17 protein-coding genes are annotated in these 17,863 nt (G+C 73.2%); 12 read left to right on the plus strand and 5 right to left on the minus strand.

What is annotated here, in order from left to right:
* The first annotated feature begins 5 nt into the window (after positions 1-5).
* The 11 genes from ACZ52J_RS18265 (at position 6) to ACZ52J_RS18315 (ending at position 10,372) form a co-directional block, all read left to right on the plus strand.
* Positions 6-1,778 (plus strand): ABC transporter ATP-binding protein, encoded by a 1,773-nt coding sequence (locus ACZ52J_RS18265; protein WP_465619956.1) that lies wholly within the window; start codon positions 6-8, stop codon positions 1,776-1,778.
* Positions 1,779-1,914: 136 nt separating this feature from the next.
* The gene (locus tag ACZ52J_RS18270) at positions 1,915-2,160 is read left to right on the plus strand and encodes a LapA family protein (protein WP_360489736.1); all 246 of its coding nucleotides are present in this window, start codon (positions 1,915-1,917) and stop codon (positions 2,158-2,160) included.
* Entirely contained in the window at positions 2,157-2,936 is a 780-nt protein-coding gene (locus ACZ52J_RS18275) for an amino acid ABC transporter ATP-binding protein (RefSeq protein WP_465619959.1), read from the plus strand. The genes ACZ52J_RS18270 and ACZ52J_RS18275 overlap by 4 nt, the downstream gene beginning before the upstream one ends.
* 99 nt (positions 2,937-3,035) lie before the next feature.
* Complete coding sequence (locus tag ACZ52J_RS18280; RefSeq protein ID WP_465619961.1) at positions 3,036-3,917, plus strand: glutamate ABC transporter substrate-binding protein; 882 nt, start codon at positions 3,036-3,038, stop codon at positions 3,915-3,917.
* A gap of 12 nt (positions 3,918-3,929) precedes the next feature.
* Entirely contained in the window at positions 3,930-4,574 is a 645-nt protein-coding gene (locus ACZ52J_RS18285) for an amino acid ABC transporter permease (RefSeq protein ID WP_360489732.1), read from the plus strand.
* Positions 4,571-5,440 (plus strand): amino acid ABC transporter permease, encoded by an 870-nt coding sequence (locus ACZ52J_RS18290; protein ID WP_360489730.1) that lies wholly within the window; start codon positions 4,571-4,573, stop codon positions 5,438-5,440. Before ACZ52J_RS18285 ends, ACZ52J_RS18290 begins: the two co-directional genes overlap by 4 nt.
* Positions 5,441-5,581: 141 nt before the next feature.
* Positions 5,582-6,487 carry a LysR family transcriptional regulator gene (locus ACZ52J_RS18295; RefSeq protein WP_360490658.1) on the plus strand — a complete coding sequence of 302 codons (906 nt, stop codon included), beginning with the start codon at positions 5,582-5,584 and terminating at the stop codon, positions 6,485-6,487.
* Between the two features lie 76 nt (positions 6,488-6,563).
* The gene (locus ACZ52J_RS18300; RefSeq protein WP_465619963.1) at positions 6,564-7,145 is read left to right on the plus strand and encodes a cysteine dioxygenase family protein; all 582 of its coding nucleotides are present in this window, start codon (positions 6,564-6,566) and stop codon (positions 7,143-7,145) included.
* Positions 7,146-7,204: 59 nt separating this feature from the next.
* The gene (locus ACZ52J_RS18305; protein WP_465620016.1) at positions 7,205-8,359 is read left to right on the plus strand and encodes a YeiH family protein; all 1,155 of its coding nucleotides are present in this window, start codon (positions 7,205-7,207) and stop codon (positions 8,357-8,359) included.
* A gap of 158 nt (positions 8,360-8,517) precedes the next feature.
* Positions 8,518-9,228 (plus strand): spermidine synthase family protein, encoded by a 711-nt coding sequence (locus ACZ52J_RS18310; protein ID WP_360489726.1) that lies wholly within the window; start codon positions 8,518-8,520, stop codon positions 9,226-9,228.
* A 106-nt stretch (positions 9,229-9,334) separates the two neighbouring features.
* The gene (locus ACZ52J_RS18315; protein WP_465619966.1) at positions 9,335-10,372 is read left to right on the plus strand and encodes a TetR/AcrR family transcriptional regulator C-terminal domain-containing protein; all 1,038 of its coding nucleotides are present in this window, start codon (positions 9,335-9,337) and stop codon (positions 10,370-10,372) included.
* Between the two features lie 164 nt (positions 10,373-10,536).
* Here the strand turns inward: ACZ52J_RS18315 and ACZ52J_RS18320 are convergent, their stop codons facing one another.
* The 3 genes from ACZ52J_RS18320 to ACZ52J_RS18330 all read right to left on the minus strand — a co-directional run bounded on the left by ACZ52J_RS18320 (position 10,537) and on the right by ACZ52J_RS18330 (position 14,014).
* Positions 10,537-12,369, minus strand: coding sequence for a hypothetical protein (locus ACZ52J_RS18320; protein ID WP_465619967.1), 1,833 nt, complete (start codon positions 12,367-12,369; stop codon positions 10,537-10,539).
* Between the two features lie 139 nt (positions 12,370-12,508).
* Positions 12,509-13,408, minus strand: coding sequence for a TetR/AcrR family transcriptional regulator (locus ACZ52J_RS18325; protein WP_465619969.1), 900 nt, complete (start codon positions 13,406-13,408; stop codon positions 12,509-12,511).
* 87 nt (positions 13,409-13,495) lie between these two features.
* A complete protein-coding gene (locus tag ACZ52J_RS18330; RefSeq protein WP_360489720.1) occupies positions 13,496-14,014 on the minus strand; it encodes an NUDIX hydrolase in 519 nt (172 codons plus the stop codon).
* 103 nt (positions 14,015-14,117) lie between these two features.
* Between ACZ52J_RS18330 and ACZ52J_RS18335 the strand changes: the two genes are divergently transcribed.
* Positions 14,118-15,338 (plus strand): serine hydrolase domain-containing protein, encoded by a 1,221-nt coding sequence (locus tag ACZ52J_RS18335; RefSeq protein WP_360489718.1) that lies wholly within the window; start codon positions 14,118-14,120, stop codon positions 15,336-15,338.
* Between the two features lie 83 nt (positions 15,339-15,421).
* Here ACZ52J_RS18335 and ACZ52J_RS18340 read toward each other — a convergent pair whose 3' ends face one another.
* Complete coding sequence (locus ACZ52J_RS18340; RefSeq protein ID WP_360489716.1) at positions 15,422-15,745, minus strand: nuclear transport factor 2 family protein; 324 nt, start codon at positions 15,743-15,745, stop codon at positions 15,422-15,424.
* A gap of 243 nt (positions 15,746-15,988) precedes the next feature.
* Complete coding sequence (gene exaC / locus ACZ52J_RS18345; RefSeq protein WP_465619972.1) at positions 15,989-17,512, minus strand: acetaldehyde dehydrogenase ExaC; 1,524 nt, start codon at positions 17,510-17,512, stop codon at positions 15,989-15,991.
* Positions 17,513-17,863 lie beyond the last annotated feature (351 nt).

Below are 17,863 nucleotides of genomic sequence, written 5' to 3' on the forward strand. Positions count from 1 at the left end.
ACGTCATGAAGCCCCCCGTCCATGAGGAGCAGGGGCCGGCCGCCACCCTGCCGGTCGGCTCCCCGGCCGCCGTGCGCGCGTACCTGCTGCTGCTCGCGCGGCGGCACCGGGGCGGGTTCTCGACCGTCGTGGCGCTGCACTCGGTGGCCACGCTGGCCGGGCTGGTCGGGCCCTGGGTGCTCGGCCACCTGGTCGAGTCGCTGGCCACCGGCACCGCCGGGTCCACCATCACGGTGGCGGTCGCCTGGTACCTGCTGGCGCTCGTGGCGCAGGCCGCGTTCACCGGCTGGTCGCGGATGCGCGGCGCGGTGCTCGGCGAGCGGGTCCTGGCCGACCTGCGCGAGGACTTCCTGGTCCGCTCGGTCGCGCTGCCGACCGGTGTGCTGGAGCGGGCCGGCACCGGGGACCTGGTCTCCCGGGGCACCACCGACGTCGACCGGCTGGACAAGTCGGTGCGCGAGGCGGTGCCCGAACTCGCCGTCGCCGTGGTCTCGTTGCTGCTGGTGCTCGGCGCCCTGCTGGTCACCTCGCCGGTGCTCGCGCTGACCTCGCTGATCGGGCTGCCGCTGCTGCTGGCCACCTCCCGCTGGTACTTCCGGCGGGCGCCGCAGTCCTACCGCAACGAGTCGGCCGGGTACGCCGCGGTGAACACCGTGCTGGCCGAGACGGTGGACGCCGGGCGGACGGTCGAGGCGCTGCGCCTGGGCGGCCGGCGGATCGGGCTGACCGACCGCAAGCTGCGCGAGTGGCTCGCCTGGGAGCGGTACACCCTGTGGTTGCGCTCGGTCTGGTTCCCGACCATCGACGCGGTCTACACCGCGGCGGTGCTCGCGACCCTGGTACTCGGCGGGCTGTTCACGCTCAAGGGCTGGATCACCGTCGGCCAGTTGACCACCGGCGTGCTGTACGCGCAGATGCTGACCGGTCCGGTGGACCTGATCCTGCGCTGGTACGACGAGCTGCAGATCGGGCAGGCCTCGCTGGCCCGGCTGGTCGGCGTGCGCGAGGTGCCGGAACACGAGGAGGACGAGTCCGCCCGCCCGGACGGCCGCCGGGTGGAGGCCCGGGACGTCCGCTTCGGCTACCGCGAGGGCGCGGACGTCCTGCACGGGATCAGCCTGGATGTCGCCCCGGGCAGCCGGGTCGCGCTGGTCGGGCCGTCCGGGGCGGGCAAGTCCACGCTCGGGCGGCTGCTGGCCGGGATCTACGCCCCCGGCCGCGGCAGCGTGACCCTCGGCGGGGCGGCGCTGTCCCGGATGCCGGCCGAGCGGGTGCGCGCGGAGGTGGCCCTGGTCAACCAGGAGCACCACGTCTTCGTCGGCACCCTGCGGGACAACCTGCGGCTGGCCGCGCCCGACGCCGACGACACCGAGCTGCGGGCCGCGCTGGATGCGGTGGACGCCGGCGACTGGGTGGACGCCCTGTCGGAGGGGCTGGACACCGAGGTCGGCTCCGGCGGCACCTCGCTGACCCCGCCGCAGGCCCAGCAACTGGCCCTGGCCCGGCTGGTGCTGGCCGATCCGCACACCCTGGTGCTGGACGAGGCCACCTCGCTGCTGGACCCGCGCGCCGCCCGGCACCTGGAGCGCTCGCTCTCCCGGGTGCTGGAGGGCCGGACGGTCATCGCCATCGCCCACCGGCTGCACACCGCGCACGACGCGGACGTGATCGCGGTGGTCGAGGGCGGGCGGATCAGCGAGTACGGCAGCCACCCGCAGCTGGTCGCGGCCGGCGGTCCGTACGCGGCGCTCTGGCGCTCGTGGCGGGACGAGCGGTAGCAGCCGAGGAGTTCGGAGGGCCGTCGCCGTAGATCGGTAAACCCGCACGGGGTCGGATTGCCCCGTGCGGGTTACTCCCCGCCCCGGAAGGGCGCGTAACCGGGCAAATCGGCGGCCCGGCCCGCAGACTGCTCCGGTGACCAAGATTTCAGACGGCTCGTCCCGCTCCCCGCGCGGTGAGATCGGCGGGATCCCCACGCGGTACATCGGGATCGGCGTCATCGTCATCCTCGCCGTGTGGTTCCTGTTCGCCAACCTCGAAAAGGTGAAGATCCAGTTCTGGGTGTTCACCGTCACCGCACCGCTCTGGATCGCGTTGCTGGCCACGCTCGTCGCGGGCAGCGTGCTGGGCTGGCTGCTGAAGGGACGGCGCAGCAGGTGACCACAGCTCCCGAGCCGGCCCGGAGCGCCACCGCGGACTTCGCCCCGCTGATCGAGCTGCGCGGGGTCAACAAGCACTTCGGGGACCTGCACGTACTCCAGGACATCGAGCTGACGGTGGGCCGTGGCGAGGTCGTCGTGGTCATCGGCCCGTCCGGCTCCGGCAAGTCCACGCTCTGCCGGGCGATCAACCGGCTCGAACCGATCGAGAACGGCACCATCCTGCTCGACGGCGAGCCGCTGCCCGCGGAGGGCAAGGGCCTCGCCCGGCTGCGCGCCGAGGTCGGCATGGTGTTCCAGTCCTTCAACCTGTTCGCGCACAAGACCGTGTTGCAGAACGTCTCACTCGCGCAGATCAAGGTGCGCGGCCGGCCCAGGACGGAGGCCGACGCCAAGTCCCGCGCGCTGCTGGAGCGGGTGGGCCTCGCGTCGCAGGCCGACAAGTACCCGGCCCAGCTGTCCGGCGGGCAGCAGCAGCGGGTCGCGATCGCCCGCGCGCTCGCGATGGACCCCAAGGCGCTGCTCTTCGACGAGCCGACCTCGGCGCTCGACCCCGAGATGATCAACGAGGTGCTGGACGTCATGCGCCAGCTCGCGCACGAGGGCATGACGATGGTCGTGGTCACCCACGAGATGGGCTTCGCCCGGGCCTCCGCGAACCGGGTGGTGTTCATGGCGGACGGCAGGATCGTGGAGGACCGCGCCCCGGAGGGCTTCTTCAGCGCCCCCGAGAGCGAGCGCGCCCGGGACTTCCTGTCCAAGATCCTGAAGCACTGAGGCGGCGCCGTGAACGATGAGACGGCGCCCGGCGCAGGGGGGTCGGGGAAGCCCAGCGCAGCGCGCCCGGCGAAGCCCGCGGCGCGGGGGAGGAAGCGCGTGCTCGCCGCCGCCCTGCTGCTCACCGCGCTGGCGGCGGGCTGCGGCAAGGCCGGGACCCCGCCGCCCAAGGGCCCGCAGCCCAGCGCGCTGCCCAGCTACCAGGTGCAGAACGCCTCCTCGATCACCGGCTCGCCGACCCTGGACGCCGCCCGCAGCCGGGGCCACCTGGTGGTCGGCGCCAAGGAGGACCAGCCGTACCTGGGCCAGAAGAACCCGGCCACCGGCGTGTACTCCGGCTTCGACATCGAGATCGCCAAGATGGTCGGCGCCTCCCTCGGCTTCCCGCCGGACAAGATCCAGTTCAAGACCATCGCCTCGGCCAACCGCGAGACCGCGCTGCAGAACGGCCAGGTGGACTACTACGTCGGCACGTACACCATCAACGACAACCGGAAGAAGCTGGTCGGCTTCGCGGGGCCGTACTTCGTCGCCGGCCAGTCGCTGCTGGTGCGCAAGAACGACACCACCATCCACGGCCCGCAGGACCTGAACGGCAAGAAGGTCTGCTCGGCGGCCGGTTCGACGCCGTACCAGCGCATCCAGTCGCAGTACCCGAAGGCCAAGCTGATCGGCTACGACACCTACTCGGCGTGCGTCGACAACCTGATCACCAACCAGGTCGACGCCGTGACCACGGACAACGCGATCCTGCTCGGCTACGCGGCCAAGGTGCCGGACGAGCTCAAGGTGGTCGGCCCGCTGTTCTCGACCGAGCCGTACGGCATCGGGGTACCGAAGAACGACACCGTGCTGCGCATGGCGCTGAACGACGCGCTGGAGCAGCGCGAGCAGAACGGCGACTGGAAGAAGGCCTTCGAGGCCACCCTCGGTCTCTCCGGGGAAGCCGCGCCGGCCCCGCCGCAGATCAACCGGTACTGAGAGGGCCGCGCCGTGAAAACGCTGACCGACAACTGGTCGACCTACTGGGAAGGCTTCCTCGGCACGCTCTCGCTCTTCGCGGTGAGCGCCGTGCTGTCGCTGGTGCTGGGGGTGCTGATCGCGAGCTTCCGGGTCTCGCCGGTCAGGCCGCTGCGGGTGTTCGGGACGGTGTGGGTGACGATCCTGCGCAACACGCCGCTGACCCTGCTGTTCTTCATCGTGGTGCTGGGCCTGCCCCGGTTCGACATCACGCTGCCCTTCTACACCTTCGCGGTGCTCGCGCTCGGCTGTTACACCTCGGCCTTCGTCTGCGAGGCGATGCGCTCGGGCGTGAACACCGTGCCGACCGGGCAGGGCGAGGCGGCCCGGAGCCTGGGCATGACCTTCGGGCAGACGATGAGCCTGGTGGTGCTGCCGCAGGCGTACCGCTCGGTGGTGGCGCCGATCGGCAGCGTGATGATCGCGCTGGCGAAGAACACGGCGATCGCCGGCTCGTTCAGCGTCACCGAACTGCTCGGCACCTACCGGACCATCAACGAGCTGGGCTACAGCATCGTCTGGACCTTCGTCTGGATCGCCGTCGGCTACCTGATCATCACCCTTGCCATCAGCGCCGTCTTCAACCTGCTGGAACGACGAGTGGCGGTGTCCCGATGACCGTTGAATCCTCGGCGCTGTACGACATCCCCGGGCCGAAGGCGCTCGCCCGCCACCGGCTGTACGGCGGGATCGCGCTGCTGCTGATCGCGGCGGGGGTCGCCTGGGTCGTCTACATGCTGTTCCACACCCACCAGTTCACCTACGCCAAGTGGCAGCCCTTCGAGTACCGAGGCGTCCAGGAGCTGCTGCTGCGTGGGCTCGGCAACACGCTGAAGGCGTTCGGCTGGACGGTGCTGTTCGCGCTGCCGTTCGGGGCGCTGTTCGCGGCCGGGCGGCTGTCGGACCACCGGGTGGTGCGCTGGTTCTCCACGCTGGTGGTCGAGTTCTTCCGGGCCATGCCGGTGCTGGTGATGATCTTCTTCGTCTTCGTCGCGCTGAAGGTGCAGCCGCTGTGGGCGCTGGTGGCCGGGCTGGTGCTCTACAACGGGTCGGTGCTGGCCGAGGTGTTCCGGGCCGGCGTGCTCGCGGTGCCCAAGGGGCAGCGGGAGGCGGCGTACGCGCTGGGCATGCGCAAGACCCAGGTGATGTCCTACGTGCTGGTGCCGCAGGCCAACCGGGCGATGCTGCCGGCCATCATCAGCCAGCTGGTGGTCGCGCTCAAGGACACCTCGCTGGGCTTCCTGATCACCTACGAGGAGTTCCTGCACGCGGGCAAGCTGATCGCCACCAACCTCGACTACGACCTGCCGTTCATCCCGGTGGTGATCGTGATCGCGCCGATCTACATCGGCATGTGCCTGCTGCTCTCCTGGCTCGCCCGCTTCGTCGAGAAGCGCAGCCGGCGCAGCCCGACCGTGCGGGGCGGGGCGCCGGTGGTCAAGGCCGGGGTGGCGATGGGGCTGCCGCCGTCGGCGCAGCAGTGAGAGGCTTGGTTCGACGCTGAACCATAGGTACGGATGGGGCCGGGGCCGGTACCTCCAAATTCCTCTTATGATTGCGGGGCTGGACGGGACCGCGTGAACGGTCCGGACGACGACGACCCGGGCGGGAGGGCCATGGAGCCGGTGTTCGACTCGCGGCACATCAGGACGTTCCACGAGGTCGTCCGGGCCGGCTCCTACTCGGCCGCCGCCCGGGAACTCGGCTACACCCAGCCCGCCATCACCCAGCAGATGAAGGCGCTCGAACGCACCGTCGGCGTCCCGCTGTTCACCCGCGCCGGGCGCGGACTGCGGCTCACCGAAGCGGGCGAGGCGCTCTCCCGGCACGCCGAGCTGATCCTCGGCAGCATGTCCGCCGCCCAGCAGCAGCTCGCCGCGCTCGCCCGGCTGCGCGCCGGGCGGGTCCGGGTCTGCGCCTTCCCCAGCGCCAACGCCACCCTGATACCCGAGGCGATGGCCCGGCTGCTGGCCGAGCACCCCGGCGTACGGGTCGAGCTGCTGGAGGCCGAGCCACCCGACTCCGTCCAGCGGCTGCTGCGCGGGGAATGCGACATCGCGCTGGCCTTCCGCTACCCGGGCGCGGCCACCGAGGTCCCGGACGGGCTGGACGAGATCCCGCTGATGGAGGACCTGCTCACGGTGCTGCTGCCGGTCGGGCACCCGCTCGGCCGCCGGCACGCCGTACGGCTCGCCGACCTCGACGGCGAGCGCTGGATCGCCGGCTGCCCACGATGTCGGGCCAATCTGCTGCACGTCTGCGCGGAGGAGGGCTTCGCGCCGGACATCGTCTTCTCCACCGACGACAACCTCGCGGTGCAGTCGCTCGTCGCCGCCGGGGTCGGGATCGCGCTGATGCCCGCGCTGGTCCTCTCCTTCATGTGTCACCGCAAGGTCACCGGGCGGGCCGTCGAGCCGCACCTGCGGCGGCAGGTGAGCGCGTACGTGCTGCGCGAGCACCGCCGGATCCCGGCCACCGGACTGGTCCTGGACCACCTGCGGCAGGCGGCGGCGAGCCGGGTCGGCTGCTGACATATAAGCCTTGGTGGGGATATTGCTTACAAAACCTCCTTGGACGTGATAGGTCGCTAGGGCCGAACCTGCTGGCATGACGCCCTCAGCCACGGTCGGCAGCGACCGGCTCACCGAGCGGATGACCGCGCTGATCAGCGAGATCCGCGCCGTCGTGGACCGCGGACTGCCCCCAGAGCTCACCGCCTACCTGGTCGGCGAGCGCCTCGCCCCGCACCTGCACGCCGACCAGGACGGACCCGACGCGCTGCTCACCCCCGCCCAGTGCGAGGGCGACCCGCAGCGGTACCGCCAGCACGTCCTGCACGCCGAGGAGGACGGCAGCTTCTCCGTCGTCGCCCTGGTCTGGCTGCCCGGACAGCACACCCCGATCCACGACCACGTCTCCTGGTGCGTGGCCGGCGTCCACCGCGGCCAGGAGAGCGAGACCCGCTACCGACTGGTCCCCGACGGCCGCACCGCCCGGCTGGTCGAGACCGAGCACGTGGCTGGCCCGGCCGGCACCGTCGCCGCCTTCGCCCCGCCCGGCGACATCCACCTGGTGCGCAACTCCTGCAGCAGCACGGCCATCTCCATCCACGTGTACGGCGCGGACGTCTCGCGGCTCGGCACCAGCATCCGGCGGGTCTACCGGCTGCCCGCCGACCAGGAGCAGTGAGCGGCGGCGTGGCACTGACCCTGCGGCAACGCGCCGCCCGCACCCACTCGCTGCCCCCGATGCGCGGAGACGCCCCCGGACTGCTGCTCGCGGCCCTCGGGGTGGCCGCCGCCCTGGGCGTCCACGCCGTGGTGCCGGCCGTGCCCAAGCTCACCGCCGCCGTCGTGCTCGGCATGGCGGCGGCCCACCTGCCCGGGCTGCGCCCGGTGGTCCGCGGGGTCGCCCGGCCGGGCCTGTCCACGGCCGGGAAGCGGCTGATGCGGGTCGGGATCGTCCTGCTCGGGCTCAAACTCAGCCTGGACGACGTGCTAGGCCTCGGCTGGGCCACCGTCGCCATGGTGATCGTGGTGGTCGCGGCCACCTTTGCCGGCACGCTCTGGCTGGGCCGGCGGCTCGGCCTGCCCGGCGACCAGCCACTGCTGGTCGCCACCGGGTACTCGATCTGCGGGGCCTCGGCCATCGGCGCGGTCAGCCAGGCCGCGGGCAGTGAGGAGGAGGACGTCGCGGCTTCGGTGGCGCTGGTCACCCTGTGCGGGACCCTCGCGATCGCCGTCCTGCCGCTGCTCCAGCAGCCGCTCGGGCTCGGCGACGTGGAGTTCGGGCGCTGGGTCGGCGCGAGCGTGCACGACGTCGGACAGGTGGTCGCCACCGCGCAGACCGGCGGGGCGGCGGCGCTGCGGGAGGCGGTACTGGTCAAGCTGATGCGCGTGGTGCTGCTGGCGCCGCTGGTCGCGGGGGTGGCCGTCGCGGTGCGGCGGAACCTGCGGGCGGCGCAGGCGGCGCGGGCGGCGCGGGTGGCGCGGGTGGCGCAGGCGGTGGGTGCGGGCTCCGGTGGGGCCTCGGGCGGGGGACCGTCGGCGGGGGCGATGGCGGAACCGCTGGAAGGACCGCCGGCGGGACCGCTGTCGGGTGCGCTGGAGGGGGCGGCTGCGAATTCGGTGAAGACCGGGAGCCGTCCGCCGATCGTGCCCCTGTTCGTGGCGGGGTTCCTCGCGATGATCGTCCTGCGGACCACCGGCGTGCTGCCCGAGCGGGCGCTCGGCCTGGCCGGAGACGCCCAGGAACTGCTGCTCGCCGCCGCGTTGTTCGGCCTCGGCAGCGCCGTGCACCTGCCGACCATGATCCGTACCGGCGGGCGGATCGCCCTGCTCGGGCTCGGCTCCTGGGTGGTCGTGGCCGGCGTCTCCTACGCGGGGGTACTGATCACGACCTGACGGGCCCCGGTGCGGACTCGGCTATTGTCGGGCGGGTACTCGTCCGCACCGGGACGGTCCTGCGGTCACACCGGGACGGTCCGCAGTCGAGTTCGCCCGAGTTCACTTGAGTTCACTTGAGTTCGCCCGAGTTCGCCTGGGTTCGTCGAGGAGGACGGATGACCACCGCACTGCCCGAACGGGACGGCCCCGAGGCCGTCGTCACGCTCGACCGACGGGAAGGCCCGTTCGGCGAGGTGGTGCTGCGGCAGCGCGGACGGCACTTCGAGATCATCGCCAACGGCTGCTTCCTCATGGACACCGCCGACGGACGCTCGGAGCGACTGCTGATCCAGGCCGCGCTGGACGAACTCGACCGTACGGGCAGCCGGCCCGAGCGGCCGGCGGTCCTGATCGGCGGCCTCGGGGTCGGCTTCTCGCTCGCGTACGCGGCGGCCGAGCCGCGCTGGGGCCGCATCGCCATCGTCGAGCGGGAGACCGCGATCATCGACTGGCACCGGAACGGCCCGCTCGGCGCCTTCTCGGACGGCGCGCTCGAGGACGAGCGGGTCGCGGTGCTCCACACCGACCTGCTGGAGTACCTCGCGGCCGCGGACGGCGAGCGCTACGACGCCCTGTGCCTGGACATCGACAACGGGCCGGACTGGACCGTCACCGACTCCAACAACGGGCTCTACGGCGCGGACGGACTCGCGGTGCTCTGGCACCGGCTGCAGCCGGGCGGGGTGCTGGCGGTGTGGAGCGCCCAGCCGTCGCAGGCCTTCGAGGAGGCGCTGCGGGGGGCGGGCTTCTCGGACGTGGTGACGCACGAGATCCCGGTGTCCCGGGGAGTGCCGGACGTGGTGCACCTGGCGCGGCGCGCGGGCTGAGAGCGAACCCGGCCGACGCGAACGGCGGTTGGCGGGGATCGGCTGCTGGGGTTTCTCCCATGGGACTTCTCCCTGGGGCAGTGGAGGGTCTGGCGGGCGGTGGTGGGTGGTGGCTGAGAGCGGTACTCCCTCGGAGCGGATCGCGGCCGAGCTTCGACGGCGCATCGTGGCAGGGGAGTTGGCGCCGGGGGCCCGGGTGCCGTCGACCCGGCGGATCACCCGGGAATGGGGCGTGGCGATGGCCACGGCGACCAAGGTGCTGAACCGCCTGCGGGAAGAGGGGCTGGTCCGCGCCGTTCCGGGGGTGGGGACGGTGGTGGTCGGGACCAAGGCGTCCGGGGCTACGGCGGTCGAGGCTGCGGTGGCTGGGGCGAGGGTTGCCGGGGCGAAGGGGGCTGGGGCCGAGGCGGCTGCGGCGTTGGCTCCGGCCGCCGTTCGGCGTGCGCGGGCCGGCGGTGAGCGGGACCTCACCCGGGAGCGGATCGTGGCGACGGCCGTCCGGGTGGCGGACGTGGAGGGGCTGGCGGCGCTGTCGATGCGACGGGTCGCGACGGACCTCGGGGTCGCGACGATGTCGCTCTACCGTCATGTGCCGGGCAAGGACGAGCTGTTGCGGCTCATGCTGGACGTGGCCTTCGGCGAGCAGCCTCTGCCCGAGCGGCCGGCGTCGGTGTCGGCGTCGGACTGGCGGGAGGGGCTGGAGTCGGTCGCGCGGCTGCAATGGCGGATCTACCGGCGGCACCCGTGGCTGGCGTCCACGATGTCCTTCACCCGGCCGGTGCTCGCGCCGGACGCGGCGCTGCACACCGAGCGCTCGATGGCGGTGCTGGCGGGACTGGGGCTGAGCCGGGAGGAGATGGCCCAGGCCTCCGTCGCGCTGGCGGCGTTCGTGTGCGGGCTGGCCGTCCACTTTGAGCGGGAGGCGCAGGCCGAACAGGACAGCGGGCTGTCGGCGGACGAGTGGATGGACCGTCTGGACGACGAGGACCACGACCGGCTGATGTCGGACCCGGACCGGTTCCCGATGTTCGACGCGATGAACCGGGGTCCGGAGATCGACCTGAGTCTGGAGGCGCTGTTCGAGTTCGGGATGGCGCGGATGCTGGACGGGATCGCGGCGGTGATCGAGCGGCGGCGCGCGTGACGGGTGGCGGAGGGCAGCCGACGGCTGACCGGTGACAGGTAACAGATTTCAGGTTTCAGATTTCAGCGAACGAAATCTGAAATCTGAAACCTGTCAGCTGTGACCCGTCACCCGTAGCGTGTCGTCTGTTCGCCGTTCCCTGCTCGCGCGCGCAGCTGCCAGGCTCAGCCGAACGGACGGTGCTCCGGCGTCGCGTTCGCGTCCGCCGCTGCCTCGGGCTCCTTCGCCGGCGTGGACGGGAAGTCCGGCATGGCGAAGGGGTCGAAGTCCGGCGGCGGGACCATGACCGGCGTGCCCTTCGGGCGGTCCTCCGCGGTCGGCTCGGCCTCCGCCGCGACTGCTGCCGCGACGGGCGCCGGGATGACCGGCGGGGTCGACGGCGGCGGCGGGATGGCCGGGCCCTGCGGGGCGAGGGTGGTGCCGAACGGGTCGCTCTTCCGGTCGGCCGCGACCGTCGTGCCGAACGGGTCGGCGGCGGCGGGCTGCGCTGCGGGCGCGGCGGCCGGTGTGGACGGGAGGTCCGGCATGGCGAAGGGGTCGAAGTCCGGCGGCGGGACCATGACCGGCGTGCCCTTCGGGCGGTCCTCCGCGGTCGGCTCGGCCTCGGTGGTGGACGACTCGGCGACGGGCGCGAAGGGGTTGAAGTCCGCGGGCGGAACCCGCACCGGCGTGCCGCGCAGGTGGACGGGCAGCTCCGTGGGCTCCTCCGTCTGCGTCGGCGTCGGCGTCTGCGTCTGCGTCTCCTCGACCGGCACCGGTTCCGGATCCGGTGCCTGAGGGGGAGCCGGCACGGTGGCAGGCACGGCGGCGGGCGCGGCGCCGGTCGGGGCCGGCTCGCCGTCCCAGCCGAACTGGATGCTCTTCAGCAGCTCCGCGAACGCCTCGGTGTACAGCTCCCAGTCCTCCGGCCGCGCCGTGGACAGCTGGGCGCACAGCACCGTCCCGCCGTCCGGCAGCGGTACGAAGGCCTGGACGGCCGAGGTGACCACCCAGCGTCGCTGCCCGTCGGCGGCCAGCGGTCCGGGCACCGGGACGGTCCGTCCCTCGACCAGGACGGCGGCCGGGCCGGCCGGCAGCAGGACCGTCCACACCTCGGCGTGCCGTCGGACGGTGGCCAGCTCGGTGGCGAGCGCGGTGATCGGCAGCGGGTGCCGGGCGAGCGAGACGACGAGGGCGGCGTCCGAGGTGCGGTCGTCGAGCTCGAGGGCGCAGACGCCCGCGTACGCGACGCCCGCGTCCTGGATCAGGTCGGCCAGGGTGGCGGCGACCACCGCGAAGTCGCGGCGCGGCTCGGTACCGGTGGTGCTGAACAGTTCCTCGGCGACCTCCGCCAGGTGCCCGGACAGCTCGGCGGCCGCCGCCGCGGTGGCCGGGGCGGTCCCGTCGGCCGGGTCCGCGTCGGCGGGCAGCGGGGGCACCGTACGGGCGGAGACCCCGGGGGGCCCGCCGGGGGAGGTCAGCGGGTGGAAACCGGGCGGGACGACCAGCCGGACCTCGGCGCCCGCGCCGGTGGGCAGTTCGACCGGTTGCCGGGTCTGCTGTCCGGCCGCCAGCGCGGCGAGCGCCGGGGCGAACGGCGGGCGCAGCATGGCGTCGGCGAACTCACCGGTGACCGGCAGCTGGAAGAGCGCGGCCGAGGTGGTGCCCCGGTCGGCGATGGCGCCGCGCACCGGTCCGCCGCCGTAGCGGGACTGCAGCGCGTCGATCACCCGGTCGGCGATCCGGGCGCCGGTGCCGGGACGGGCGGAGCCGACGGTGATCACCGTGCCGAGCCGGTCGAGGGCGGCGTGCACCGGGCCGTTGGGGGCGAGCGGCAGGCCGAACAGCGCCTCGGCGGCGGGGTGCGCGGTCGCGCGCAGGGCGCTCAGCGAGGCCGCCGGGTGGCGCGAGGTGTGCTCGTCGAAGAGGGCGTCGGTGAGCGTGCCGAGGGTCGCGCAGACCTGCTCGGCTGCCGCGAAGGGGTTGGCCTCCGCACTGAACTGGACGTCCTGGGTCAACTGGTGAGCCCCCCGCTCTGCTCCGTCTGCCGTCGGTGGTTCGGGTGGAATCGGGCCGGTCGCGGCGGCGCGCCGTCAGATCCCTGCCCATTCCTATCAGAGCCCGCCGTCCTGACCGAACCGCAGGATGACCGGATGATCACTCGGACGAGCGCGTCGGCGGGGGCTCCTCGGTGGCCTCAGCGGCACCGGCGGCCTCGGCAACCTCGGTGGCCTCCCCAACCTCAGCGGCCCCGGTGGCCTCGGTGGCGAGCGCGGTGAGCGCGTCGAGGATCCCCGGGACGGCGAGCAGCGCGGCGAGGTCCCGCACCAGACGCCCGGTCGGCCCCTGCGGGCGCTCGTCGGCGAAGAAGGAGGCGAGCTCGGCGGCGAGCGCCGGCTCCCGGGCGGCGGTGATGGTGAGTGCCGCGACGAACTCCTGCACCAGGTGCAGCTGCAGTTCCTCCAGCGGCACCGAGCGCTCGCCAAGCCACTCCAGCGAGGTGATCTCGGCGTTGGCGATCCAGGCGCGGACGGTCAGCCGCAGCGCCGGGCTGGGCGAGGGGATCGCCAGGTGGGCCAGGATCTGCTCCTGCGCGGCCCGGCGGACCTCGTCGATCACCGCCGAGGTGCCCGCGCTGGCGGCCACCGAGCCGCCCCGCAGCAGCGCCGCGAAGCCCGGCCCGTGACTCTGCACGAAGTCCAGGTAGCGGCCCATCACCCGGTACAGCCGCTCCGACAGCGGCCCTTCCATCGGCTCCTCGAAGCGGGCCGACAGTTCCTGGCCGGCCCGCCGCAGCGACTCCTCGTACAGCGCCTGCTTGCCGGGGAAGTAGTGGTACACCAGCGGCCGGGAGGCGCCCGCGGCGGCGGCGATGTCGTCGATCGACACCTCCTCCGGCGGCCGCCGGCTGAACAGCTCCAGGGCCACGGCGATCAGCTGCTCCCGCCGCTCGTCCACGCTCAGCCGCCGACGGGGCCGGTCACCCGCCGCCGCCCGGGCGGGTGCGGAGGTCCGTGCTGCGCGGTCGGCCGTCGGGGACGGCGTACGGGAGGCCATGCGGCCAGCCTATCCGGCGGTGGTCCGGGGGCCCATGCGGCCGTCCGTGCGGCGGTTGTGCAGCGTCCACGCGGCGTCTGCGGCCGTCTACGCGGCCCGGAAGTCCAGATAGCGGCGGTAGGCCTCGCGGCCGTCGGCGACGAAGGTGTCACGGGCGAGGCGCTCGGCGAGTTCGTCGGGGGTGAGCCAGGTGTGCCAGGCGACCTCGGACTCCTGCGGGTCGACCGGGCCGTCCCATTCGGCCTCGTACATGTCGCACCACCAGGTGAGCTTGCCACCGTCGGGCTCCCGGAAGAGGAACTTGAACATCGGGCGCGGGACGATGCCGTGGACGCCGAGTTCCTCCTCGGCCTCGCGGACGGCGGCCTCGGCGTAGGTCTCGCCCGAGCCGACGACGCCGCCGACGAACATGTCGTACGCCCCGGGGGCGAACAGTTTGGTGTCGGTGCGGCGGTGGACGAAGATCCGTCCGGCCGGGTCGCGGACCAGGATGAAGACGCAGCGGTGGATCAGGCCGCGCCGGTAGACCTCGCCGCGCAGGGCGGTCCCGATCACCCGGTCGTGCTCGTCGACGATGTCCAGCAGTTCTTCGGCAGGGTTGGTCATGACGGACAGGTTAGGGTTTCGGGGCCCGACTCGAACGGATCTTCACGATCCTTCGAACACGGGTGGACCATGACGATCGTTACCGGGGTGAAGGCGGCGCGCGATGGTGGAGATCTGGGGCGAGACGGCCGAGGGGTTCGAGCCCGTACGGGCGGCCTTCGCACGGAACTTCGCCGAGTACGGCGAGCTCGGCGCGGCCTTCGCGCTGTACGCGCACGGCCGCAAGGTGGTCGACCTGTGGGGCGGCGACGCCCGGCCCGAGGTCGGCGGGCGGCCCGCGCCGGCGGTGCCGTGGACGGCGGACACCGCGCAGGTGTTGCGCTCGGTCACCAAGGGCCTGACCGCGACCACCGCGCTGCTGGCCGTCGAACGCGGACTGCTGGACCTGGACGCGCCGGTGGCCTCGTACTGGCCGGAGTTCGCGGCGGCGGGTAAGGGCGGGGTGCCGGTGCGCTGGCTGCTCTCGCACCGGGCCGGGGTGCCCGCGCTGGACGTGCCGCTGCGGTTGGAGGACGTGCTCACCTGGGAGCGTGCGGCCGCCGCCGTCGCCGCGCAGACGCCCGCCTGGGAGCCCGGCACGGCGCACGGCTACCACCCGTACACCTTCGGCTGGCTGGTCGGCGAGGTGGTGCGGCGGGTGAGCGATCGGACGATCGGACAGTACTTCGCCGAGGAGATCGCCCGGCCGCTCGGACTGGACCTGTGGATCGGGCTGCCGGCCGGGGCCGCGCCGCGGGTCGGCAAGCTGGTCGACCTGCCCGCCCCGGAGGCGGCCCGGACCGGACCGAGCGGGCTGCGGCTGCGGCCCAAGCAGTCCGTCCGGGACGCCTACGAGGACCCGAGTTCGCTGACCGCGCGGTCGTTCGCCTCGGTGCGCCCCGGGGTGGACCTCAACGACCCGGCGGTGCAGGCCGCCGAGATCCCCGGCGCCGGCGGTATCGGCACCGCCCGTTCGCTGGCCCGGTTCTACGCGGCGCTGATCGGCGCGGCCGACCGCCCCGACGGCTCCGGCGCGCTGCTGCCGCCGCTGCTCGGACCCGAGGTGCTGACCCGCGCGGTCGGGCCGGCCGTGCACGGGCCCGACCGGGTGCTGATCGTCAACTCCACCTTCGGCCTGGGTTTCTGGCGGCACGGCCCGACCGCGCCGATGGCCTCCCCGGCGAGCTTCGGGCACCCCGGGCGGGGCGGTTCGCTGGGCTTCGCCGACCCGGAGCTGGGGCTGGGCTTCGGCTACGTCACCAACGGCATGCAGCCGGGCGTCACCGGGGACATCCGCTCGCGGAACCTGATCCGTGCGGTGCGGGGGTGCCTGGGGCTGTCCTGAGCCCACAGACCGTCCTGAGCCCGGAAGCCGTCCTGCGCCTGCGGGCTGTCCTGAGCCCGGCAGCCGTCCTGCGCCCGCTGGGTTCAGGCCTGGCCGGTGTCGAAGCGGCGGATCTTGCCGCCCTCGACGGTGAAGCGCCACGCGGTGCGCATCATGCCCCAGGTGTCGTTGGTGAACTCGGCGACGAGCGCGTGGCCGCCGTTCGACTCGGTCTGGACGGCCATCCGGCCGTTCGGGCCGAAGATCTCCCGGTCGACCCAGTCCGCCAGCTCGCGCTCGGAACCGTCGTCGGACATGGCCGCGTCCGGCGCGAGCAAGGCGAAGAAGGCCTCGCGGTCGCCCGCGTTGATCGCGGTGACGAACGCGCGGACGGCGGGGTCGGTGAGTTTGGCGGGGGCGATGGTCATGTGGGACTCCCGGAGACGGGTGAGGGGTCGGGGAGTCCTGTCTACGACGTTCGCGGGGGCCGTCCGGGCATGTCGGCGGCGCGTCGGGAAAATGGCAGGATTCATGTGCTTGGATCCCGAAATGGGTGATTCGGCCCCACGGCTTGACCCGAGTGATGGCTCGACCCGAGTGCCCGCCGCGGGGAGTGGCGGTGGAGCGGGAGACCGGAACCGTCTCCCGCTCCACATTTCCGCAGGGCCGGCCTAGAAGAAGCCGACCGCGTCGGGGGAGTAGCTGACCAGCAGGTTCTTGGTCTGCTGGTAGTGCTCCAGCAGCGCCTTGTGGTTCTCCCGTCCGATGCCGGAGTTCTTGTACCCGCCGAAGGCCGCGTGCGCGGGGTAGGCGTGGTAGCAGTTGGTCCAGACCCGGCCCGCCTGGATGGCGCGTCCGGCCCGGTGGGCGGTGTTGAGGCTGCGGGTCCACACGCCCGCGCCGAGCCCGTACTGGGTGTCGTTGGCGAGCGCGACCGCCTGGTCGAAGCCGTCGAAACGGGTCACCGAGACGACCGGGCCGAAGATCTCCTCCTGGAAGACCCGCATCGAGTTGTCGCCCTCGAAGACCGTCGGCGTGACGTAGTACCCGCCGGCCAGGGCGCCGCCGAGGTCGGCCCGCTCGCCGCCGGTGAGGACCTTGGCGCCCTCGGCCTGGCCTATCTCGAAGTAGGAGAGGATCTTCTTCAGCTGTTCGGCGCTGGCCTGGGCGCCGACCTGGGTGTCGGTGTCCAGCGGGTCGCCCTGGCGCATCGCGCGCACCCGCTGCAGGCCGTCGGCGAGCAGCCGCTCGTAGATCGAGGAGTCGATCAGCGCGCGGCTGGGGCAGGTGCAGACCTCGCCCTGGTTGAGGGCGAACATCGCGAAGCCCTCGACGGCCTTGTCGTAGAAGGCGTCCGAGGCGGCGGCGACGTCCGCGAAGAACACGTTGGGGCTCTTGCCGCCGAGCTCCAGGGAGACCGGGATCAGGTTGTCGGCCGCCGCGCGGGCGATCAGCCGGCCGGTGGAGGTCTCGCCGGTGAAGGCGAGCTTGCGGATCCGCGGGCTGGCGGAGAGCGGGGCGCCGGCCTCCTCGCCGAAGCCGGTGACGATGTTGAGCACGCCGGGCGGCAGCAGGTCGGCGGTCAGCTCGGCGAGCAGCAGCACCGAGGCCGGGGTCTGCTCGGCGGGCTTGAGTACCACCGCGTTGCCGGCCGCGAGCGCCGGGGCGAGCTTCCAGATCGCCATCAGGATCGGGAAGTTCCACGGGATGATCTGGCCGACCACGCCCAGCGGCTCGTGGAAGTGGTACGCCACCGTGTCCTCGTCCAGCTGGGAGAGGCTGCCCTCCTGGGCGCGCAGCGCGCCGGCGAAGTAGCGCAGGTGGTCGACGGCGAGGGGGAGGTCGGCGGCCAGCGTCTCGCGCACCGGCTTGCCGTTCTCCCAGCTCTCCGCGACCGCCAGCTGCTCCAGGTTGGCCTCCATCCGGTCGGCGATCCGCAGCAGCACCTGGGCCCGCTCGGCGGCCGGGGTGCGGCCCCAGACGGGGGCGGCGGCGTGGGCCGAGTCCAGGGCGGCCTCGATGTCCTCGGCGGTGCCGCGGGCGACCTCGGTGAACACCTCGCCGGTGACCGGGGTCGGGTCGCCGAAGTACGCGCCGCGCACCGGGGGCGTCCATCCGCCGCCGATCCAGTGCTCGTACCGGGAGCGGTAGGCGACGATGCTGCCGGGCGTGCCGGGGGGCTGGTAGACCGTCATGCTCTGGTGTCTCCTCGCGACGTCGGGCGCCGCCCGGGCCGTGCGGCCGGAGGCGGCGCGCCGGACCGCCCGGTCGGGGCGGCCCGGCGGGAGGGTAAGGACACGCACATGGGCCGGACGCCCGGGGGCGCCCGCCGTCGAGCACGATAGCCGCCGGGCGCGGGGCGCGGCTACGGTCCGTGCGCCCGGTCCGTACGGAGGGTGCGCGTTCCGGCCGTTCTCGCGGGCTCGGTCGGGCAGGCCGGCACGGTCGGGCAGGTCGGCACGGTCGGTCACCGCGCCACCGTCGGTCACTGTGGCGCGGTCCGGCGCGTCGGCGCGTCGGCTTCGTCGGCCGGCTGCCCCGGTCGG

The sequence above is a fragment of the Kitasatospora sp. NPDC034035 genome, assembly GCF_055575755.1.